A 21,744-nucleotide genomic window follows, 5' to 3' on the forward strand; every position below is an offset into this window, starting at 1 on the left:
ACTTGTAGTGCATAAAGCGCAATCCTAGCCCCACATATGGATTTGGGCAACTGCTTTAATTGTGATTTTTCAGGCTGCAGGAACTTGACAGGCGGGGAAGCGCGTCTTGACTGGGATCGGCGCCGTCGGAGCGACGACGCTGATCGATGACCGGTGTCAGCTAGCCGCTGACGTGCCGTCGATGGGGAAGAATGTGCCGTGGCTCCAGAGGCCGAAACGGCTTTTACCGTCGACCTTATGCTCTACCGCACGCTCAGCCAGGTCATAGAACACGTTGCGGTTGATCAAGGCTTCAAGATTGGTACGTAGCAGCACATAGGGCGAGGGTTCCTGCGTGTCAGGATCAACGACGACACGGATCGGGTTGTCCGGGCCCGCCTCAACGCTGTCATCAAGGTTGGTGGTAAAACGGAGCACCTGGTGTTCACCCTCCCCCTCGACCTCCAGCGAGACCGCTACAAAGGGCGCGTCCTCAACCTGAATGGCCCAGCGCTCGACTGGCGTGACCAGGTAATAACGTTGGTCCTCGTCGAAGCGCAGAATCCCCGCAAAAAGCTGGACCAGGGGTTTGCGGGTGATAGCGGTGCCTTCGTGGATCCAGGTACCGTCACGGGCAATACGCATGTCCATCTCGCCGCTTACCGGCGGATTCCACAGGTGCACCGGTGCCGGTGCCCGCCGCGGCGTACTCAGCTCAGGCTCGGGAATACTTTGCAGAATGGATTCGGCAGTCGGTTTTTCACTCGTCATGCTGTTACCTCGGGTCAACGGCCCAGCAGTTGACGGCTGTAATCCTCAAGGGGAGGACGTAACAGCGTCGATGGCTTGGCCTTGAAAAATTGAAGGAAGCCGCCCTTGGTTTCGATCGTTACAAAATCGACAACGTGACGGGTGGATGTTTCCATGAGAATGAGCTGCAGCATGGCTTTGTCGACGCCCAGTTCGCTCCACTGATCCTGCTGTTGTTTGGGCTCGGCACCTTCCGCACTGGCAAAGCGCGTGTAAAGCAGAAAGTCAGAGCGCTGCAAGCGTGCCTGATCCAGCGCCTCCTCCAGCCCTGCAGGCTGCTGCGCTCGTTGTACCAGGGGAAATACCTGAGCCGCCGCAGCAAAGGCCTCTTCGGCCACCACGTTCGGCCGCGAATAGGGATGGCCGACAGGCAAAAAATGACCCTGTGCGATATACAGGCTGGCATCGGACTCCAGGGTCCAGGTCGCGCTCCGGTTGATACGGTAGTTATTGGTCAGACCCGCATCGTCGAGGTAATACCGCGCGCTTTCGCGCATATCAGACGGCTTCATGCAGCCGGTCAGCACCGCCAGTCCCAGCAACAACGCAGTCCACCGCATGCTGTCTCTCCCTGTTTTTGAATACCCAGATCCCGGAACGAGCCGGGATATTCTTTAGTGAGCCATGGCTCAAAAGCCAATCCCCCTAGCCCCCTTTTTCAAAGGGGGAACCGGTCGGAGTGGCTGGTGGCTTATATCTCAAGCAATAGCCATTTATCAGAACGGCAGACATCCGCCAGGTCTCGCACGTACAGTCCCCCCTTTGAAAAAGGGGGCTAGGGGGATTCAGGGTTTCGATCCCGAATCCATGCGTCACCTACATCAAAGCGCACGCATCCATTCCGGCCGCAAACCGGCGCTGGCTGGGTGCCTGATGGCAGTACTTACCTGCTCCAGCATACGTGCCTTGTCGGCACCGAGCACACCTTTGAGCACCAGATAGTTCGATGCGTGGTCACTGCGAAATACCGTGTTCTCAAGTTCAAGCGCGCCCAGGAACTGTTCTATCTCACGGAACAGTCCAATCTGATCCAGCGGCTGAAAGTCCGGGAACTGCGCGCGGTAACGCTCCATGCCCTGCGGGAAGCTCACCACCAACGTAGAGAGAAACTCCGGCTGGATAGCGTTCATCAGACGCGCGGAGTTGAGAGCGTGCTGAGTGCTCAGGCTCTGTCCGCCCAGGCCGTTGAGTATCATCACCGAACGCTGCAGACCCGCCGCACCGGCCTTCAACAAGGCCTCTTCGGTCGATTGCCCCGTCTCGCCCTTGTTCACCCGCGCGAGCACTTCATCATCACCGGACTCCGCGCCGACATACAGCATCGCCAGGCCGGCATCACGCAACTCCTTGAGCTCCTCCACCGATTTGCGCTTGAGATTGCGCGGCAGGCAATAGGAGGTGACCCGCTCCACCGTCGGCATGTGCTCGCGAATAGCCTGCAGGATGGTCAGCAACCGACGCGTGGGCAGAATCATCGCATCGCCATCCGCCAGAAAGACGCGTTGCACGATCAATTGCTCACCGCTGCGACGTATCTCCTCCAGCACCTGCGACTCGTCCCGCGCACGGAATTTCTTCTGGGGGGCGGTATACATCTCGCAGAACGTACATTTGTTCCACGAGCAGCCATTGGTTACCGGCAGGATCAACGAATGCGCTTCGCTTGGCGGACGGAATACGGGTTCTATGTAATCGATGGGAAACGAATGGGACACAGGTTCTCCGGGGATACTGGACTGAGCGCCAGTTTAAACCAATCTATTTTCACCCGTATGGGTTTAGCGCCAGACCCGCGATTATTTTATCGTTCAGATTGAATCGGGACGATTTTAAATTCTGGCTCAACCTCATCTATGTTACGGATAATTAGAAAATGACGCTGACAACAATAAATAGAACCTCCCCAAAATTCTTGCTCTCAACCCTATCCGCCGTAGTGATTGCTGCAAGTTTGAGCGGCTGCTTGTCCAGTGGCGGTGGCAGTGATGACGACGATCATCAAGAACCCACAAACCCGCTGCAGCTATCAACACAGCAAGGGGACTACATTGGCATTTCGGAAAACGGTATGCGCGTCTACCGCGGCATTCGCTATGGCGAAGCGGAGCGTTTCGCCGCCCCGGCATTCCCTGCTGCACATTCGGCGCCCGTACAACTGAGCACTGAATTTGGCAGCGACTGTCCGCAGAACGCTAGCGCCTTTGGCACAGCCAGCGTCAACGAAGACTGTCTGTTCCTCAACGTCTACGCGCCAGAGGAGCCAGGCGAGTATCCCGTCATGGTCTGGATTCACGGCGGCGCCTTTATTTATGGCTCTGGCGGTGAAAGCTATGAGCCCGCGCGACTGGTTGACAAAGGCGTAGTCGTTGTCACCTTGAACTATCGTCTGGGTGCTTTGGGCTTTCTGCCACATGCAAGCCTGGGAGATAGCAACTTCGGATTGCAGGACCAGCAGTTGGCCTTGCAATGGGTGAAGGAGAACATCGGCGCGTTCGATGGTGATGCGGATAATGTCACCATCTTCGGTGAGTCTGCCGGCGGACACAGCGTCATGAGCCAGCTAGCCTCTCCCGCTGCAGAAGGTCTGTTTCATAAGGCGATTGTGCAGAGTGGATCCTATAACGGGGACCAAGTCTCGCTGCCGGTAGGTCAAGCACTATTTGGCAATCCCACTGTCGCCGCCACCGAGTGCGCAGACGATACCGGAGATCAGTTGGTGGCCTGCCTGCGGTCGCTCTCCGTAGAAGACATCCTTGCGGCTCAGCCGGGCAATATTCTGCCCGCGACCGGTACCGAGGTTCTGCCGATTTCCATCAACCAGGCACTGACTACCGGCGAGTTCAACCAGGTACCGGTAGTGATGGGCAGCAACCGCGATGAAGGTGCGCTGTTTACCCTACTGGCGCTGGGAGAGGGAAAGGATCTGTCCACCGGGGACGGATACGATGCAGCGGTCCAGGAGCTCTTATCTGAAGATCCCAGGCTTGACGCCAAGCAGATCGCCGACGATTACCTCGCTTTGCAACAACCGAGCCCCCTGTATTACATCAATGCCTACACAGCGATAGGCACCGATTGGCGCTTCAACTGCCCCAACGATGCGCAATGGGAGCTTTTACAAGGTCAGGTGAACACATGGGGTTACTGGTTTACTGATCGCGACGCGCCGAATGCACTGGAAGGCTTAAACCCGCCCTTCCCCCTTGGTGCCGCTCACTCGTTCGAGATCCAGTATGTACTGAGCTCCGAGGAGACACTAACCGAGCGTGGTGCCGGCCCTGACCAACTCGCGCTGGCAGAATACATGGCGCAATACTGGACCCATTTCGCGAAATACGGTAACGACCCGGCTATTGGACCTAATGGCACTGACGGAGCGTCAGAAGCCGTGGAGTGGCCACGCTTGACCGCTAATGGCAACATCCTTCGTCTTGACGCGCCGACACCAGCTGCCGTTGCCAGGAGCGAGTTCAGTACTACGCACCGATGCGACTTCTGGAACTCACCGCAACCCCAATAGGCCGTCTCCACGCACCGGGACTGAGCCGATCTCAGTTCCGGTTACCATCATTACGCTTCGCGCTGACGTCAGTCTTCGGCAATATCGCCAGGAAATTATCCCGCGCCACTCTTCGAGCGACATCTTCAGACAACGCATCAAGAAACACATCGAACCCCTTCATATTGCCACCTAAACTCTTGAACTTACCCACCACGTCCGAGCCAATCATAAAGCGGTCCGGGTAGGTTTCAACCAACTTCACCCAGTCCGGATCAGGCTGCCCCTCGTCGTCGAGCAGATACTCGTCGAGCATGCTCCAGGACAGATCGATATACAGGTTTGGGTAAATCTCCAGCATGCGTTCGAGGGTCGGGAAGATGAAATCCAGACTGCCCTGTCGGCGGTGAATCTCTGCGCTGGTGCCTGCGTGTGCCCAGATAAAACGCACCTGCGGATGCTTGCTTAACGGCTCCTCGAACTCCTGAAGGTACAGCGGGTTACGCTCTCTTTTTGAAGTGATATTGCTGTGAACCATCACCGGCAGATCGAACTCCTCGGCCAGGTAGTAGATCCGCGTCATGGCTTCACTGTTGGCGCGCGGCGCATCGCCGTGGGTGAGCGCAGTCAGATCATCGTGCCGGGTAAACACCTCGCCAATCCCTTTCCACATACCAGCATACATCTCCAGCATCCGCCGCAGATGTTCGTCCGAATTCTTGTCGTTGGGATTGAAGCCCGAGAGAAAGGGATGAAAGCGCTGACGCTGATCTTCCGGTATCTGCTGCATGGCATGGGCAATAATGGCGTCGGTGCCGCTGTACCAGTAGGCGCCGGCGTCGTCACCAGTATAGTAACGAGGACGCTTGGGCTCATTCTCGTGCCATTTCTTGGCGACAGGAATACCCGAGAACATGATGTGATCTATGTCGTGCTGGTCCATCTGCTGCAGCAGTTCCTGGACCCCGTCGCTTTCCTGGAAAAAGTCCACAAAATGCAGGTGTGCATCGGAGTAGGAATAATCGCGCGCGTGGGCTGAAGACATCAACAGAGCGGCAATAGTGGCGGGCACTAGGTAGCGTAAAGCGGGCAAGGAACTCTCCTGGAGGGGTACTCGGATGCGCCATGGCGCACACAACTAAGGCTGACGTCAGCCACCTGGCGGTGCAAGGAAGCAGATCGGCGCGACGCCAGTCGCACCCTCAGCAGGCAGCAAGACGGCATCCAAAAGACCACTTGGACCCCGGTGAGTTCAGCAACCGGTCAGGAGGTAACTGTATCTTCATCCTTCCGGCGCTTGGAACGGTTGCCCATGCGCACGCCTATATCCGTCAGAAACTGCATGTACCCCTCTTTGTCCTCTATGACATCCTGCCAGAAAGGTGAGTGATACATCGCCATGGCGCCGTGCACGAGTGCCCAGGCGGCGCAGTAATGGAAATAAGGGGGCACATCCTCAAGCTTCCCGTCGTCGATCCGTCCCTTGATCACGTCGGTGAGGTTGTTGAAGTTGGACGCGCGGATCTGATGGAGCTGCTCAATCATCTCCGGCATCTGGCTGGCCTTGACCACCTTCTCCTCCAAGCGGTCAAACAGGCGGTAGCGGTCAGGGTCGCTCATGCGGAACGCAAAGTACTCACGGGCCAGCGCTTCCTTGTCCCGCTCAATCGTCTCGGAATGCAGGAGTACCGCCAGCTCACGCTCATAATCGAGCATCAGGCGCAGGTAGATCTCAGCCTTGGATTTGAAATGCTTGTAGATGGTCCCTTTGCCAATACCGACTTCGTCCGCAATCATCTCGACAGTAACGCTGTCCTCGCCCTGCTCCAGAAACAGGCGCAGGGAGGTATCGAGAATTTCTTGTTCTCTTCGGCGAAACTCGCGGACTTTTCTGGATTCTTTTTGCATGCGGCGCACCCGGCTTCCCTAACGTCATTTAGCCGCATTATGCCAACTTTATGACCGAAGGGACATATTTGGTTCAAAGCTGACTGCAAGGTTCAACCGGGTAACAAATTGGCCGTCGAACTGAGTCTAAATAACAACGGTTCACGATAAGCGGAGTAGCGAACTATTCCGAATCAGTTTATCAACTGCGTGACACAGGCTGGAAAGTTCGGCGAAATGGTCAATACTCAAAGCTAACAGGGCGGCATTTCCCCCAATGCCGTCTTGTACGGTCAAGTTCAGGCTTGGCCTTGCAACACTCCTAATGGTCTTGACCCGAATCCATCCCCCAGGATTCGGGTTTTTTTTTGGCCTGCTTGGGGCTGCCTATGCGGCGCCGGTGAACAGCCGGTGAAAGTTTGTCGTGGTATTTTCCCAGAGCGACTCCACAGGCTCCCCACGCAACTCCGCCAGGAAGGCAGCGACCTCGCAGACGAACTGCGGCTCATTGGGTTTGCCCCTGTGAGGCACGGGGGCGAGATAGGGAGAGTCGGTTTCGACCAGCAGGCGGTCGGCAGGAATGCGCCGTGCGACGTCACGCAGGGCTTCGGCATTACGGAAAGTGACGATTCCCGACAGCGAGATGTAATACCCCATATCCAGGGCGGCCTCGGCCATATCCCAGTCTTCAGTAAAACAATGCAGCACACCTGCCTGAGACAGGTCCGCCTCGCGTAGCAGGGACAACGTGTCAGCCCGCGCTGAACGGGTATGAATGATGACGGGTTTGCCGGTCTGCTGCGCTGCCTGCAAATGCACTCGGAATGACGTCTGTTGCTGTTCGGCCATATCGGGTTCGTAGTGATAATCGAGCCCGGTCTCACCGATAGCGACGCACCGCGGATGGTCTACCGCCTGCACCAGCCAGGCGAGATCGGTCGGCTGTTCGCGGGTCAGATCCAGCGGGTGAATGCCGACACTGCAATACACGTCGGCGTACCGCTCAGCGAGCTGTTTCACGATAGGCGCGTTATCGGCATCAACGCCGATACACAGGAATTTGCCGATGCCGCGTGCGCGGGCCGCGTCAAGCGCGGCGTCGAGGGAGCCCTCATGGGCCGTCAGGTCCAGTCGGTCAAGGTGGCAGTGCGAATCTATCAACATGGTTACATCGTATGCGTAGGCCGGTCCGACTTGAGCGCACCAGCGAGGTAGGTTTCGATCTTGCTGCGTGCGGTGTTGTCCTGATCACTGAACTGGACGCCAATACCGGCAGCGCGGTTACCCTGCGCGCCCTTGGAGGTCACCCAGACCACCTTGCCGGCGACCGGGATTTTCTCGGGCTCGTCCATCAGGTTCAGCAGCATGAACACTTCATCGCCTGGCCGGTAGGTCTTGTTGGTCGGGATAAATAACCCGCCGTGCTTCACAAAAGGCATGTAGGCAGCATAAAGCACCGACTTGTCTTTGATCGTCAGCGAAAGAATACCGTTACGTGGCCCCGCGCTCGGATTGCTCATAATTCATTCAGTCCTTTGTATACTGGCTAGGGCCATGACGGTGCCTCACAGGCCCTCAAGCGTTGCGCAGTCAGGTTAACGTCTTTCAGCTAGCTGTTTCCACTGTATCAACAACGATTCGACAAACAGAATGCGGTTGAGATTAGCCTTGCCGAGAATCTTGCCGCGGTGGTCGAACAGCCAGGCCTGCCAGTCCATCAGCGGGCGGACGTCCAGCCGTTGCGCCATATAGCCGAGAACCTTGTCCATATCCTGGTTGGCAATCGTTTCAGCCGCTCCCGTTTTCAGCTTGAGCAGGTCCAGCGTCCAGCTGCAAAACCAGTCAACCAGAAGCTCCAGCGGCACGCTATTCCACCGCTCTGCGAGCTGCGAAGCGGAGCACTGATTCTTCAGCAGCTCCTTGGTGCCATCGACCACCAGCTTGCGTAGCGCCAGCGCGTCCATTTGATGCAACCCTACGGCGCGCAGCGGTGCCCCACCGGCCATCAACAAGAGTCCCGCGTGCTGCTCTGGCGAAAGATCTGGAAGTTCCTGGGCGAGCCAGCCAAGCGCTTCACCGGGCACAGGGGTCTTCAGCATCTGCACTCGGCAGCGGCTGCGTATCGTCGGCAACAGCCGACTCGGCTGATCGCTCACCAGTAACAGAAAGGTATCCCGGTTAGGTTCTTCCAGCGATTTCAGCAAGGCGTTGGCTGCGTTCAGGTTCATAGCTTCGGCGGGATGCAGGATCACCACCTTGCGTCCGCCCTGCTGAGCCGATTGCGCGATGAAATCACCGAGCTGACGGATGGCATCGACCCGTATCGCCTTGCCCTCTTCTTCCGGAGCGATGAGAAGATTATCCGGATGGGTGCCGGCCTTGCGTAGCAGGCAGCTGCGGCAACGCTCACAGGCCATGCCTCGCTGCGGGTCGGTACACAGGAGCAGCGCACTGAAGGCGGACGCGAAGCGGCGCTTGCCAACACCCGGCAGACCAGCGAACAGGTAGGCATGGGCGTGTTGCGACTGCTCAGCCAGCGCAGTCCACAGCGGCGTGTGCCAGGGGCATGGCAACAGGGCGGTATCAAGCACGCCAGCGCTCCAATACTTCATCAATAACAGGCTGCATGGCCTGCCGCACCTGTTCGAGGCTGCCACTGGCATCAATCACCCGGTAGCGCTGCGGGTTCAGGGCAGCGCGCTGCAGGTAGGTAGCCCGAACGGCCTCGAAGAAGGCAGTTTGCTCCTGTTCGAAGCGGTCCAGCTGGCTGCGCGCGCGAGCACGCGCCATGCCCAGCTCCACCGGGACGTCGAACATCACTACCAGATCCGGCCGTACCGACCCTTGCACCCATTCTTCCAGCGCTGCGATACGCTGCGGATCAATACCTCGCCCGCCGCCCTGGTAGGCGTAGGTGGCGTCGGTAAAACGATCACTGATGACGACCTGACCGCGCGCCAGGGCCGGCTTGATCAATGTATTCAGATGCTGTGCGCGCGCGGCAAACATGAGGAGCAGTTCTGCATCGGCATCCATCGGTTCATCATGGTGGCTGAGGAGCACTTCACGGATCCGCTCGGCCACCGGCGTGCCACCCGGCTCACGGGTAACCACCGCCTGACAACCCGCGTCGGCCAGCGCTTGCGCGAATACCTTGAGGTTGGTCGACTTGCCGGCGCCTTCCGGTCCTTCGAAAGTAACAAATAATCCACTCACTGCTGTGCCTCGCTGGTGTCTGGCTCGACCGGCGCCGGGCTCGAACGATAACCCTCCGCCCTGTTGAGCTGGTACTGCCGGACCGCCCGGTTATGCTCTTGCAATGAATCGGAGAAGACATGCGAACCGTCCCCGCGTGCCACGAAATACAGGCTGCTGCCCGGTTTCGGATTGACCGCTGCCAGCAAGGCTTCACGACCAGGCATCGCAATCGGCGTTGGCGGCAGACCGTCAATAACGTAGGTGTTGTAGGCGGTGGCGGCGCGCAGATCGCTGCGACGGATTTTCCCCGCATAGTCATCGCCCATTCCGTAGATCACGGTCGGATCGGTCTGCAGGCGCATGCCGTTTTGCAACCGGCGGGAAAACACGCCGGCAATTTCGTCCCGCTCGTGGGGCACACCGGTTTCGCGCTCGACAATCGAGGCCAGAATCAGTGCTTCGTAGGGTGTGTCGATCGGCAGACCCTCTGCCCGCTGTGCCCAGACCTCGGCCAACACCTTTTGCATGCGCTCATAGGCACGCAACAAAATGTCCCTGTCGCTCATACCCAAGGTGTATTGATAGGTATCCGGGAAGAACAATCCTTCGGGGTGCTCTTCTTCAAGTCCGAGTTCGGCCATCAGCTCACGGCCGCCCAGATCTTCCGGCAGCGTCTGGTTCAATCGTTCGGCGGTGCTCAGCGCTTGGCGGAACTGCGCGAAGTTCCAGCCATCGACGAGCGTGACGCTGCGCTGAAGCACATCACCGCTTTCCAACAGACTCAGCAGGGCATGAACATCCATGCCGGGCTGCAATCGGTACTCACCGACCTGCAGCACAGTACTGGGCATCTGCCACTGCCAGTAACGGCGAATCCAGGTTGAGCGTTCAAGAATACCCTGCTCTTCCAATGATCTCAGTACCTCGCCGGGCGTACTTCCCGGTTGGACTTCAAGCGTGTCCACCACCTGCAAATTCAACTGCTGATTCAGGGTTGCCTGCAGCACAAGGTATCCACCGATGCCTGCGGCCACCAATAAAAAACCAATAAATACAAAGAGTAATAATATATTTCTAATAAATGACTTCACATTAATACTCGCCTCGCCAGCGCTTGCGCCTGACGCGTAAATGATCCCGGGATCCAGGTTCTATCCATGAAGCCAGCCACCGGCCACACCCCGAACACGCTGTTGCAGCAGAACAGCTCTTCGCTATCGAGCAACTCCGGCAGTTCCACCGGCCGCTGCTTCACGGGCTCACCCTGCCCCGCAAGCGCGGCAACAAGGTAATCACGCATGACGCCGCGAACGCCACACTGATCCATTTCAGGGGTAACCCATACACCCTTGCTGCGCACGAAAAGATTGCTCATGGTGCATTCCACCGGTGTGCCCAGCATGTCGCACACCAGTCCTTCGCCGAATGGCGCCTGCCACTCTGCACGAGCCAGGACCTGTTCGAGCCGATTGAGGTGTTTCATGCCTGCCAATGCAGGCTGGAGCGCCAGGCGGGTTGTGCAGGGGTAAAGCACGACGCCCTGCTCTTGGCGTTCCGCCGGGTAAGGCGGAAGCGGGCTGCTTAGCATGATACGCGTGGCCGGCCCGTTGGTGGGCGCGTAGCCCCGTTCGCCGGCTCCCCGCGTGATGATGAGCTTGATCACCCCCTCGCCGAGTTGAGATGCCAGCTCAGAGGCTTCTGCCGTAAGGCATGCTACATCTACCGCGATACGCAGTCGGGCAGTGTCTCGAGCCAATCTGGCGAAGTGATAGTCGGCCAGCGTGAGCTGGCCCTGGCTAACCCGTATGGTCTCGAACAGTCCATCACCATACGCCAGGCCGCGATCCCCGACAGGGATCTGGCCAACGGGCTGTCCGTTCACAAGGCAAAGATCACCGGTGCCGGAAGCCATTGACTGAGTCATGCCGGGCGACGGAAGACCAGACTACCGTTAGTGCCACCAAAACCGAAGGAGTTGGAAACAGTGACCTCCAAGGATCGAGGTTGCGCCTCATGCGCGACGTAATCCAGGTCACAGCCTTCGTCAGGGTTATGCAGATTGATCGTCGGCGGAGCGACCTGATCGCGCAGCGCCAGGATACTGAAGATAGCCTCGACCGCACCAGCGGCGCCCAGCAAATGACCTGTCATGGATTTGCTGGAACTGATCGCCAGTTTCGCAGCGTGGTCACCGAATACCGTCTTCACGGCACGGGTTTCAGCCAGGTCCCCAGCCATGGTAGATGTGCCATGGGCATTGATATAGCCCACCTGCTCGGGGGTGACACCGGCATCGCGCAGCGCATTGGTCATGCACTTGGCTCCGCCACGGCCATCTTCAGGTGGCGCAGTCATGTGATAGGCATCACCGCTCATGCCAAATCCAATCAACTCAGCGTAAATGGTCGCCCCGCGGGCCTTGGCTTGCTCGTATTCTTCGAGCACGACCGCACCGGCACCGTCGGACAGTACAAACCCATCGCGATCCTTGTCCCACGGACGGCTTGCCGCCTGCGGGTCGTCATTTCGAGTAGAGAGTGCTCGTGCTGCACTGAAGCCACCGAGTCCGAGCCCGCTGGTCGCCATCTCCGAGCCGCCGGCAACCATAACGTCCGCTTCGCCATAGGCAATATTGCGCGCAGCCATTCCGATACTGTGGCTGCCCGTGGTGCAGGCTGTCGTCAGCGCATAATTCGGGCCTTGCAACCCGTACTGAATCGACAGATAACCGGCAACCATGTTGATGATCGAACCGGGCACGAAGAAGGGGGAAATCCTCCGGGGACCACTGGCCATCAACAACTCGTGGTTCTTCTCGATATTGGTCAAACCACCAATACCAGAGCCCATGGACACACCGATACGATCGCGGTTGGCATCGGTGACTTCGATTCCCGAGTCGCTCAACGCCTGCATACACGCCGCAACACCGTACTGAATGAACAGATCGAGTTTGCGTGCTTCCTTGGCAGCCATGTACAGCTCGATATCAAAGTCTCTGATCGAGCCACCAAAGCGAGTGCCAAAGGCGCTGACATCCATGTGTTCTATCGGGCCAATACCGCTTTTGCCTGCCAATGCGGCCTGCCAGCTACCTTCTACCGAATTACCCAGCGGGGTCAGCATGCCCAGGCCAGTTACCACGACGCGTCTGCGCGACACAGGAAACTCCTTATTCAACGATCGGGAACCACGGGAAGCCATGAGCTCCCGCGAGCGCGGTATTGTCGCATAATGCGCGACCACAGCAACTCAAGCGAGTACGTCAGATTTCCGAACGCTCGCTGCAGATACTAAAAAGCCGCAGTACTTAAGCAGGACTGCGGCTTTTTACTGGCCCTTATCAGGCTACGCAATTACTTCTGGTTAGAAGTTACGTAGTTGATAGCTTCCTGGACAGTGGTGATCTTCTCGGCTTCTTCATCCGGGATTTCGGTCTCGAATTCTTCTTCGAGAGCCATCACCAGCTCGACGGTATCGAGGGAGTCAGCACCAAGATCCTCAACGAAAGAAGCGCTGTTGGTCACTTCTTCTTCTTTGACGCCGAGCTGTTCGGCAACGATTTTCTTGACGCGTTCTTCGATGGTACTCATACCTTGTTCTCACTCCTATTTGCAGTTCCGAGAAGCCGGACTGCGGGTAGTTTATAGAAACGATTCGCGATTTTTCAAGCGCCAAAAGCATCTATGTGTAAACGATGCCGGCCATTTAGCCACCACCGAGAGATTTTTAACTGCGAAAGCATACCCTTGCCACTCGAAAGTGGATAGGGATTAGCTCATGAACATGCCGCCATTGACCGGAATTGTTGCCCCGGTAATGTAGCCGGCAGGCTCACTTGCCAGGAAGCCCACCACTGCTGCGATTTCTTCCGCCTGGCCCAGACGCCCCAATGGGATCTGCTCCAGCATCACTGATCGCTGACTTTCGTTAAGGGCCCGGGTCATATCAGTATCGATAAACCCTGGCGCCACGGAATTCACAGTAATCGATCTGGATCCTACTTCCCGTGCGAGCGACCGTGCAAACCCTTCCATGCCCGCCTTGGCTGCAGCATAGTTGGATTGTCCGCCATTGCCCATCCCGCTGACTACGGAACTGATGTTAATGATACGTCCCCAGCGCGCCTTGGTCATACCCCTGAGTACAGCCTTTGACAGACGGTACACGGAACTCAGATTAGTACTGATGACGTCATCCCACTCGTCCTCTTTCATCCGCATCAGCAAGTTATCGCTGGTGATGCCCGCATTATTGACGAGAATCAACGGCGCACCGAATTCGCTGGTGACGCGCTCCAGCACCCCGGATACCGACTGCGGATCACGCACATCGAGTTTGAGTCCGGTACCTTTGAAGCCTGCTGCAACGAGTTTTTCGGCGATGGCATCCGCACCCTTGTCGCTGGTGGCAGTGCCGATTACGACCGCGCCCTGAGCAGCCAGCTCATGGGCGATGGCCTGGCCGATACCCCGACTGGCGCCAGTGACCAGCGCTACCTTTCCTTCCAGACTCATGCTCAAGCTCCTTGTTTCAACGTTGCTCTGGCGGCTGAAAAACCGTCGACCGTATCCAGATGATGGGTATTGACCCCTTTCGCGCAGCGCTTGTTCAACCCTGACAATACTTTTCCGGGCCCGCACTCCACCAGATCGGCGACCCCTTGAGCCGCCAGATATTCAATGCTTTCTACCCAACGCACCGGACTATATAGCTGCTCAACCAACAGTGAGCGTAGCGCATCAGTGTCGACCGCCGGCCGCGCACTTACATTCTGTACCAGCGTAATGGCTGGAGTTTTCCACTCAAGCGCAGCAAAATCGACGGCCAGCTGCTCTGCTGCCGGCTTCATCAGTGCGCAATGCGACGGCACGCTAACCGGCAAGGCGATGGCGCGCTTGGCGCCGGCACCCTTGCAGGCATCAATTGCGCGCTGCACGGCGCTCGCCTGACCGGCAATAACCACCTGTCCTGGCGCATTGAAGTTGACTGCACTGACCACCTCGCCCTGCGCAGCGCCGGCGCACAGCTCGATGACCTGCGCGTCGTCCAGACCGAGAATTGCTGCCATGCCGCCCTCGCCCTCTGCCACAGCCTGCTGCATCAGCTGACCGCGGCGCTCAACCAGCCGCAGCGCGTCGGCAAATCCGATCACCTCAGCCGCCACCAGCGCCGAGTACTCACCGAGACTGTGTCCGGCAACGAAGCCCGGGCGCGCCTCACTCTGCACGCACCACAGACGCCACAAGGCGACTGACGCAGCCAGGATGGCTGGCTGGGTTCGATCTGTGCGGTTCAGCTCTTCAGCCGGACCGTTCTGGCATAGCTGCCACAGATCGTAGCCCAGCACACTGGACGCTTCAGCAAAGGTCTCGCCAATCAGCGACTCCTGCTTCGCTAGCTCCGAAAGCATGCCTACCGCCTGGGAACCCTGACCGGGAAATACAAATGCGAGGGATTGAGTCATACAGCCTTCCTCGTTATTGAAGTAATTGAAGGATTGAGTGGTTCTGAATGCAGGTTGGATGCATTACCGCAACGCCAGGTCACACCCCAGGCCGCCGGCAACTATCCAGCCGCTTTGCTATACGTTGCGACAGCCCCGCCTGACTGGCCAGTATCGCCTGCCCGATCGCTGCCTCGAAGGCCGCCTGATTGGCAGAACCGTGGCTCTTGACAACCACCCCCGACAGACCCAAAAGCGTCGCGCCGTTGTAACGACCAGGATCGTGACGATCAAAAACCGGGCGTAGTACGCGTCGCAAAAGCGGACCCATCAGGCGAAGCGTGCGACTGCTGGTCAAGGCGCGACGCGTCTCCCCGCGCATATAATCGGCCAGGCCTTCGCAGCTCTTCAGCATTATATTGCCGACAAAGCCGTCGCACACCACCACATCCGCCTGGCCCCGGAATAACCCGCCACCTTCTACATGACCGATATAGTTGAGCTCCTCACAGGCGCGCAACATCTCCGACACCTCCCGAACCTGCTGATTGCCCTTATTGATCTCCTCGCCGATGTTCAGCAGACCAACACGCGGCCGAGCAATGCCGGTCAGCTCGCTCACGGCCTCGGAACCCATGACCGCAAACTCGAACAACTGCTTTGCTGAGCAGTCGACGTTAGCCCCGAGATCAAGCACATAACAGGCATGGCCAGCTACCGGCAACGCCGCCATGATCGCAGGCCGCTGAATCCCTTCGAGCGTTCCCAGCACGGACTTGGCCAGCACCATCAGTGCACCCGTGTTGCCGCCACTCAGGCAACCATGGGCCGCACCGTCGCGCACCTGCTCGATCGCCACGCGCATGGAAGCGTCCGGCTTGGCGCGCAGGATGCTGGAGGGAGAATCTGTAGGGAGTATAACGTCGGAGGTGAACACGTATCGCACACGCTCGGGTGGCAAAACATGGTCTCTACACAGATGCTGCACTGGATCAGCGGAACCAACCAGCACGACATTCAGTTCAGGATGCTGCTGCAAGCAGCGAGATATGGCAGGGATAATGCAGCGGGGACCGAAGTCCCCGCCCATCACATCAATTGCCAAGGTGAGCTGACGTTTCGTCATGGACTGCGACGCACTGTCAACTGACCTCGAGCGAATTGATGCAGACAACGACTTACTCGTCGTTGTCCTTGTTGATCACCTGACGGCCGCGGTAGAAGCCATCTGGGGATACGTGGTGACGAAGGTGAGTCTCACCGGTAGTCTTGTCGACCGACAAGGACGGTGCGGTCAGGGCATCGTGTGAACGACGCATATCACGCGCGGAACGAGACTTTTTGTTCTGCTGTACAGCCATGACTATAAGCTCCTAAGCTTTAGGTATCACGTTTCAACTTGGCCAGCACGCTGAAAGGATTGGGTTTTTCAACCTCCTCCTCCGGCTCCGTGGTATCGGGCTGATAACCTGGCGGATGCTGACATGTTCCCGTTGGATGCATCGGAACGGCTGGCAATGCCAGCAAGAGCTCATCTTCGATCAAAGCGTGCAGATCGAGTTTCTCATCATCCAAGATAACCGGTTCATAGTTCCGGGGCAGATTTCGGGCCGCCTCGTCACTGTTTACAAAACCCACGACGCACTCACTGTCGAGCGGAACCATTACCTGCTCAAGGCAGCGCTGACAGATCAGCGCCACTTTGACCTTATAATGGCCGTGCATGGCATGCACGCCCTGTTCGTCACGCAAAAATGACAGTTTTACCTGCACATCTTCAGCGGGAGCGTCCAGTAAAGCGCCAAGACGCGTCAGCTTGCTCGCAGAAACCGTTCCTTCCAGAACGATGCTACGGTCAATCAGCTTGTGCGGCTCGATGTGTGCGGGTATAGGTCCTGACATAAGCGCGCAATTCTAGGGACCAGGCCCCCTGCTGTCAAAACTATTTGCAGAAAACTGACCAGGATCTGCTCTCGCTTCATCGCGAGCCGTGTTGCGGTGTCGCCCTGGGATCGCGACCGACGACACATCCGCCTTATGATAGCGCCTGTGACGCGCACTCCACCGCAAAAGGATCTCTCTATGCCTGCCCTGGTACTGGCTTCCAGCTCCCCTTATCGACGCGAGCTGCTACAGCGACTGCAACTTCCCTTCGAATGCGCAGCACCCCATATAAATGAACAGCCCGCACCCAACGAAACGGCAGAGCAATTGACCCTGCGCCTGGCGTTGGAAAAAGCCAGCGCCCTGGAGGAGCGATTCCCGCAGCATTTGATAATTGGCTCGGATCAGGTGCTGCTGCTGGGCGATAGACCGGTGAGCAAACCCGGGGATCATGCTGCTGCCAAAGACCAGCTACGGCAGTGCAGCGGGAAGACAGTCCGCTTTGTCACCTCGCTGTGCCTGCTCAACAGCGCAACGGGCGACTATCAGCAGGGCAATATACCCTTCGAAGTCGTATTCCGGACGCTGGATGAGGAGAGCATTGAACGCTACCTTGTCCGCGATACGCCCTACGATTGCGCGGGCAGCTTCAAAGCGGAAGGTCTGGGCATCAGCCTGTTCAGCGCACTACGCGGGGACGACCCCACCAGCCTGATCGGCCTTCCACTGATCAGGCTGTGCGAGATGCTCAGGCAGCAAGGCGTTGAGATCCCCTGACCGCCCTAGCGCAGCACTGGAGCCGGTGCAGTACTGGCCAACTCCAACTGCTTGGCGATTGCGGCGCCCATGCTTGCGCCGAGCTGCCGAGTGAATCGCGCCAATGGCGAATCCCGGTGGGTGAAGTCCACCGTTTCTTCAGCACCAATGATGTCGCGCGCGACACTGGACGTGCTGGCCAATCCGTCAATCAACCCCAGCTCGAGGGCTTGCTCACCGGACCAGACCAGGCCGCTGAACAGATCAGGGTGGTCAGCCAGACGATCGCCACGTCCAGCCTTCACCTGGTCGATAAACTGCTGATGGGTGTTGTTTAGCACCGACTGCCAAAACTGACGCTCCTCAGCCTTTTCCGGCTGGAAAGGATCGAGGAAAGTCTTGTGCTCGCCCGCCGCATAGGTGCGACGCTCTACACCCAGCTTATCCAGCGTACCCACAAAGCCGAATCCGGCCGCCGTCACTCCGATGGAGCCGACCAGAGAGGCCTTGTCGGCATAGATCTCGTCCGCCGCCGCCGCAATATAATAGGCACCCGACGCACCGATATCAGCGATGACCGCATACAGCTTGATATCCGGGTATTCGCCGCGCAGCCGCTTGATTTCGTCGTAGACATATCCGGATTGCACCGGACTGCCGCCGGGACTGTTGATACGCAGCACCACGCCCCTGGTGTGCTTGTCCTTGAAGGCGCGACGCAGACTGGTGACCAGATTATCGGCGCTGGCTTCTTCAAGATCAGCAATGGTTCCGCGCAATTCGACCACGGCGGTATGTGGCTTCGTTGCACTGGCGCCATCCCCACTGCCCCAGGGCGAGAACAACAGGAAAGCGCCGAGCAGATACAGGAATGTCAGTGTCTTGAAAAAGATACCCCAGCGACGAGACCGGCGCTGCTCCTGGATCGACGCCTGCAGCGTCCTGTCCAGCAATTGCCACGCCTTGCGATCTTCCTTCTCCACTGCAACCTCCTCCTTGGAGCGCATCGACCCTTCGGTCCACTCATCCCCTTGCATGCTCATACCTCAATTGTCTGGCGGGCACCGAAACGCGGCATCACCCTACCGTGAAACTCATTAAATTCGTCGATGCAATGTACCGGGTCGCAGCACAGCAACTGATTTCTGCTCCGCGCACCACAACTGACCGCAACACCCACCATGCTGGCGTTACGCGCCATGATCATATCGAACTCGTTGTCACCAATCATCAGTGCATTTTCAGGCGCAACATCAAGTGGCGGTAATATGAGCCCCTTCCAGATCGGCCAGCATGGCTTTGGCCAGCGCTTCGGCCACCTTGATGCCATCCACCCCCGCCGAAAGAATTCCGCCGGCGTAACCGGCGCCTTCCCCTGCCGGGTAAAGCCCTCGTGTATTCAGGCTCTGCAAGGTGGCGTTGTCCCTGCTAATGCGCACCGGTGAGGAGGTACGGGTTTCGATACCGGTCAGTATGGCGTCCTGTTGATCAAATCCGCGGATCTGCTTGCCGAAGGCCGGCAGCGCTTCGCGAATGGCATCAATGGCGTAAGCGGGCAAGGCAGCGGCCAGATCCCCGAGGCGGACACCCGGTTGGTACGAGGGCTCTACCGCACCCAGTTCGGTGGAGGGCCGGGCCTTGATGAAATCACCTACCAGTTGTGCCGGCGCGCAGTAATCACTGCCGCCCAGGATATAGGCATGGGATTCCAGTTGTTCCTGCAGCTCCACGCCGGCCAGCGGCCCGCCCGGGAAATCCTGTTCCGGGTGGATGGCCACCACAATGCCTGCGTTGGCATTGCGCTCATTGCGGGAGTACTGGCTCATGCCATTGGTCACCACCCGCCCGATTTCGGACGTGGCGGCCACCACCATGCCGCCCGGACACATACAGAAACTGTAGACCGCGCGGCCGTTGCTGGCGTGGTACACCAGCTTGTAATCGGCGGCGCCGAGCGCCGGGTGGCCAGCGTATTTGCCGAGGCGAGCGTTATCGATCAGCGATTGCGGATGCTCGACCCGGAAACCCACCGCAAAGGGCTTGGCTTCCATAAACACGCCGTTGCGATGCAACATGCGGAAGGTTTCCCGGGCGCTGTGGCCCAGGGCAAGCACTACATAGCGACTGTCGATCTGCTCGCCGCTCTCCAGCACAACGCCTTCCATCCGCTCGTCGCGAATGATCACCTCGGTCACTTTGCTTTCAAAGCGGATCTCGCCACCCAGCGCGATGATCTCCTCCCGCATGGCGGCGACCACGCCGGTCAGACGGAAAGTCCCGATGTGCGGCTTGCTGACGTAGAGGATTTCGTCCGGAGCACCGGCCCGCACGAACTCGTGCATCACCTTGCGGCCGTAGAATTTCGGGTCCTTGATCTGACTGTAAAGCTTGCCGTCGGAGAACAGGCCCGCGCCGCCCTCGCCGAACTGGACATTGGATTCCGGAGACAGCTGCTTTTTGCGCCACAGAGCCCAGGTATCTTTGGTTCGGCGGCGCACGTCCTTGCCCCGCTCCAGCACAATGGGCCTGAACCCCATCTGGGCCAGCAGCAGCGCAGCAAACAGACCGCAGGGGCCAAAACCGATTACCACCGGGCGCTCGCTGAGCCCCGCCGGCGCCTCGGCCACGGGATAGTAGCCGGTGTCCGGCGCCGGCCGAACGTGGTTATCGCCAGCAAAGCGGGCCAGTACGGCTTCATCGTCCCGGGTGGTCAGGTGGAGAATATAGACGAACTTGATCTCGGAATTCTTCTTGCGGGCGTCGTAGCTGCGCTTGAACACTGAGAAATCCAGCAGGTCAGCATCGCGGATATTCAACCGCTCGACAATGGCGGTGCGCAGGGCGCTTTCAGGGTGGTCCAGTGGCAAGGCCAGTTCGGTAAGGCGGATCATAAGTCAGTCCTGCCGGGAAGCACCCTGGGGATAAGCCCAGAGCGGGTTCCGGAAATGCCTGGTGGCGGTGTTGGTTGAGATCAGGTTTTAAAGTGCGACGATTGTACGTGCGCCGGGCCTGCTTGTCAGGGTCATGCCGCAGTCAGATGAGGTGCGTAAAATATCGCTCGGATTAATTCAGGTGCCGGGCGGTGCAAGACGCCTTACCTGAGAAAGAATCGCTAGATCAGGATATTGAACTCACTCATAGGCAGTCAGCCTGGCCAACGTGCTGTCCCACATCTGACCGGGCTCGGCGCTGATTTCAAGCACCGTACCGTCTGGCAGCTCTGTGCGCAGGGACGCCGCGTGGAGAAACAGTCGCTTGCCACCCAGCTCCTTTATCTTCTGGGAGAAGTCATCATCACCGTACTTGGGATCGCCAGCAATGGGATGCCCGGCATGGCGTGCGTGCACCCGGATCTGATGCGTTCTGCCGGTGATAGGCTGCGCCTCGACCAGCGTCGCAAAATCACCAAAGCGCTTCAGCACACGAAACTCGGTCAAGGACTCCTTGCCCTCTGCGTCCACCTCAACCATTCTTTCGCCAGAGCGCAGATTGTTTTTCTGCAACGGCGCATGCACCCGGCGTGTAGTGGCCGGCCAGCGTCCGCGAACCAGCGCAATATATCGTTTGGTCACGCTCTCGCTACCGCTGTCGCCGCGCAGGGCCGCATGAAGATGGCGTAACATGCTGCGCCGCTTGGCAATCATCAGGCAGCCGGAGGTATCACGATCCAGTCGGTGCACCAGCTCCAGCTGACTGCCATTTTCCGGCCGTAACTGGCGAATAGCCTCGATGACGCCAAAATCAAGACCACTGCCGCCATGCACAGCCAGCCCTGCGGGCTTGTTCACCACAATCAGCGCCTTGTCTTCATACAGAATACTGGCTTCCAGCGCCTGAAGGATGCCACGACCGACCAGCGCCGGTTCATTGGGCTCAGGCAGGCGTACAGGCGGGATCCGTATGCTATCGCCGGTCTTCAAACGGTAGTCCGGCTTGATCCGCCCCTTGTTCACGCGCACTTCACCCTTACGGAGAATGCGGTAGATCAGTGTTCTCGGAGCGCCCTTCAGGCGAGTGAGCAGGAAGTTGTCAATACGCTGACCGGCCAGGTCCTCAGGAATCAGCACAGTTTGCACGGCGGAAGGCACTTCAGATGCAGGAATTTTCATCCGCGCATCATACATTTTTTCATGCAATTGAAGCACTTAAAAAATGCTGATATAGTCCGGCGAGCTGCGGTTATTGCAGCCGGGGAAGAAGGATGAAAGACAATCCTGAAAATATCCCCAGAAATACCGAGATAGAGGCTTCGCCAGGCCAAAAGAGATGCCGGCTGCCACTATCA

Annotated in this window: 24 protein-coding genes; 2 read left to right on the forward strand and 22 right to left on the reverse strand. The window is 58.2% G+C overall.

Features of this window, described 5'->3' with window-relative positions; genetic code table 11:
* Window positions 1-156 precede the first annotated feature (156 nt).
* From FHK95_RS07235 to FHK95_RS07245, 3 genes are all read right to left on the reverse strand, one after another.
* Window positions 157-750, reverse strand: a complete 594-nt coding sequence (locus tag FHK95_RS07235) for a DUF1285 domain-containing protein (protein WP_150303932.1) — start codon at window positions 748-750, stop codon at window positions 157-159.
* Window positions 751-764: 14 nt separating this feature from the next.
* The gene (locus FHK95_RS07240; RefSeq protein ID WP_150303933.1) at window positions 765-1,349 is read right to left on the reverse strand and encodes a DUF4823 domain-containing protein; all 585 of its coding nucleotides are present in this window, start codon (window positions 1,347-1,349) and stop codon (window positions 765-767) included.
* A 261-nt stretch (window positions 1,350-1,610) separates the two neighbouring features.
* A complete protein-coding gene (locus FHK95_RS07245) occupies window positions 1,611-2,504 on the reverse strand; it encodes a radical SAM protein (RefSeq protein ID WP_150303934.1) in 894 nt (297 codons plus the stop codon).
* Window positions 2,505-2,662: 158 nt separating this feature from the next.
* Here FHK95_RS07245 and FHK95_RS07250 point away from each other — a divergent pair, with 158 nt between their 5' ends.
* Window positions 2,663-4,309 (forward strand): carboxylesterase/lipase family protein, encoded by a 1,647-nt coding sequence (locus tag FHK95_RS07250; protein ID WP_150303935.1) that lies wholly within the window; start codon window positions 2,663-2,665, stop codon window positions 4,307-4,309.
* Between the two features lie 31 nt (window positions 4,310-4,340).
* Here FHK95_RS07250 and FHK95_RS07255 read toward each other — a convergent pair whose 3' ends face one another.
* The 15 genes from FHK95_RS07255 to FHK95_RS07325 all read right to left on the reverse strand — a co-directional run bounded on the left by FHK95_RS07255 (window position 4,341) and on the right by FHK95_RS07325 (window position 16,721).
* A complete protein-coding gene (locus tag FHK95_RS07255) occupies window positions 4,341-5,333 on the reverse strand; it encodes an amidohydrolase family protein (protein ID WP_150304108.1) in 993 nt (330 codons plus the stop codon).
* A gap of 218 nt (window positions 5,334-5,551) precedes the next feature.
* Window positions 5,552-6,196, reverse strand: a complete 645-nt coding sequence (locus tag FHK95_RS07260; protein ID WP_150303936.1) for a TetR/AcrR family transcriptional regulator — start codon at window positions 6,194-6,196, stop codon at window positions 5,552-5,554.
* Window positions 6,197-6,562: 366 nt separating this feature from the next.
* A complete protein-coding gene (locus tag FHK95_RS07265) occupies window positions 6,563-7,339 on the reverse strand; it encodes a TatD family hydrolase (RefSeq protein WP_150303937.1) in 777 nt (258 codons plus the stop codon).
* 2 nt (window positions 7,340-7,341) lie between these two features.
* Window positions 7,342-7,695, reverse strand: coding sequence for a PilZ domain-containing protein (locus FHK95_RS07270; RefSeq protein ID WP_150303938.1), 354 nt, complete (start codon window positions 7,693-7,695; stop codon window positions 7,342-7,344).
* A gap of 75 nt (window positions 7,696-7,770) precedes the next feature.
* Entirely contained in the window at window positions 7,771-8,766 is a 996-nt protein-coding gene (locus FHK95_RS07275) for a DNA polymerase III subunit delta' (RefSeq protein ID WP_235906731.1), read from the reverse strand.
* Entirely contained in the window at window positions 8,759-9,391 is a 633-nt protein-coding gene (tmk, locus tag FHK95_RS07280) for a dTMP kinase (RefSeq protein WP_150303940.1), read from the reverse strand. Before tmk ends, FHK95_RS07275 begins: the two co-directional genes overlap by 8 nt.
* Window positions 9,388-10,464, reverse strand: a complete 1,077-nt coding sequence (gene mltG, locus FHK95_RS07285; RefSeq protein WP_408003592.1) for an endolytic transglycosylase MltG — start codon at window positions 10,462-10,464, stop codon at window positions 9,388-9,390. The genes tmk and mltG overlap by 4 nt, the downstream gene beginning before the upstream one ends.
* Window positions 10,461-11,285 carry an aminodeoxychorismate lyase gene (gene pabC / locus FHK95_RS07290; protein ID WP_150303941.1) on the reverse strand — a complete coding sequence of 275 codons (825 nt, stop codon included), beginning with the start codon at window positions 11,283-11,285 and terminating at the stop codon, window positions 10,461-10,463. The genes mltG and pabC overlap by 4 nt, the downstream gene beginning before the upstream one ends.
* 8 nt (window positions 11,286-11,293) lie before the next feature.
* A complete protein-coding gene (gene fabF / locus FHK95_RS07295) occupies window positions 11,294-12,535 on the reverse strand; it encodes a beta-ketoacyl-ACP synthase II (protein ID WP_150303942.1) in 1,242 nt (413 codons plus the stop codon).
* A 194-nt stretch (window positions 12,536-12,729) separates the two neighbouring features.
* Window positions 12,730-12,966: an acyl carrier protein gene (acpP, locus tag FHK95_RS07300; RefSeq protein ID WP_150303943.1), complete on the reverse strand. Its 237-nt coding sequence runs from the start codon at window positions 12,964-12,966 to the stop codon at window positions 12,730-12,732.
* Window positions 12,967-13,146: 180 nt separating this feature from the next.
* Window positions 13,147-13,890, reverse strand: coding sequence for a 3-oxoacyl-ACP reductase FabG (gene fabG, locus FHK95_RS07305; protein ID WP_150303944.1), 744 nt, complete (start codon window positions 13,888-13,890; stop codon window positions 13,147-13,149).
* 2 nt (window positions 13,891-13,892) lie between these two features.
* Window positions 13,893-14,840, reverse strand: coding sequence for an ACP S-malonyltransferase (gene fabD / locus FHK95_RS07310; RefSeq protein ID WP_150303945.1), 948 nt, complete (start codon window positions 14,838-14,840; stop codon window positions 13,893-13,895).
* Between the two features lie 79 nt (window positions 14,841-14,919).
* Window positions 14,920-15,945, reverse strand: coding sequence for a phosphate acyltransferase PlsX (gene plsX, locus FHK95_RS07315; protein ID WP_150303946.1), 1,026 nt, complete (start codon window positions 15,943-15,945; stop codon window positions 14,920-14,922).
* A gap of 52 nt (window positions 15,946-15,997) precedes the next feature.
* Entirely contained in the window at window positions 15,998-16,180 is a 183-nt protein-coding gene (gene rpmF, locus FHK95_RS07320) for a 50S ribosomal protein L32 (protein ID WP_150303947.1), read from the reverse strand.
* A 19-nt stretch (window positions 16,181-16,199) separates the two neighbouring features.
* Window positions 16,200-16,721, reverse strand: a complete 522-nt coding sequence (locus FHK95_RS07325; RefSeq protein WP_150303948.1) for a YceD family protein — start codon at window positions 16,719-16,721, stop codon at window positions 16,200-16,202.
* A 180-nt stretch (window positions 16,722-16,901) separates the two neighbouring features.
* Between FHK95_RS07325 and FHK95_RS07330 the strand changes: the two genes are divergently transcribed.
* Window positions 16,902-17,480 (forward strand): Maf family protein, encoded by a 579-nt coding sequence (locus tag FHK95_RS07330; protein WP_150303949.1) that lies wholly within the window; start codon window positions 16,902-16,904, stop codon window positions 17,478-17,480.
* Window positions 17,481-17,485: 5 nt separating this feature from the next.
* On the opposite strand, the gene sppA is transcribed toward FHK95_RS07330, so the two are convergent.
* The 4 genes from sppA to rluC all read right to left on the reverse strand — a co-directional run bounded on the left by sppA (window position 17,486) and on the right by rluC (window position 21,568).
* Window positions 17,486-18,496 (reverse strand): signal peptide peptidase SppA, encoded by a 1,011-nt coding sequence (sppA, locus tag FHK95_RS07335; RefSeq protein ID WP_408003593.1) that lies wholly within the window; start codon window positions 18,494-18,496, stop codon window positions 17,486-17,488.
* 2 nt (window positions 18,497-18,498) lie between these two features.
* Window positions 18,499-18,690 carry an HAD family hydrolase gene (locus FHK95_RS20440; RefSeq protein WP_408003594.1) on the reverse strand — a complete coding sequence of 64 codons (192 nt, stop codon included), beginning with the start codon at window positions 18,688-18,690 and terminating at the stop codon, window positions 18,499-18,501.
* Window positions 18,691-18,712: 22 nt separating this feature from the next.
* The gene (locus FHK95_RS07345) at window positions 18,713-20,350 is read right to left on the reverse strand and encodes an NAD(P)/FAD-dependent oxidoreductase (protein WP_150303951.1); all 1,638 of its coding nucleotides are present in this window, start codon (window positions 20,348-20,350) and stop codon (window positions 18,713-18,715) included.
* Window positions 20,351-20,590: 240 nt separating this feature from the next.
* A complete protein-coding gene (rluC, locus tag FHK95_RS07350; RefSeq protein ID WP_150303952.1) occupies window positions 20,591-21,568 on the reverse strand; it encodes a 23S rRNA pseudouridine(955/2504/2580) synthase RluC in 978 nt (325 codons plus the stop codon).
* Window positions 21,569-21,744 lie beyond the last annotated feature (176 nt).

Source organism: Pseudomonas saliphila, assembly GCF_008638345.1.
Classification (GTDB): domain Bacteria; phylum Pseudomonadota; class Gammaproteobacteria; order Pseudomonadales; family Pseudomonadaceae; genus Halopseudomonas; species Halopseudomonas saliphila.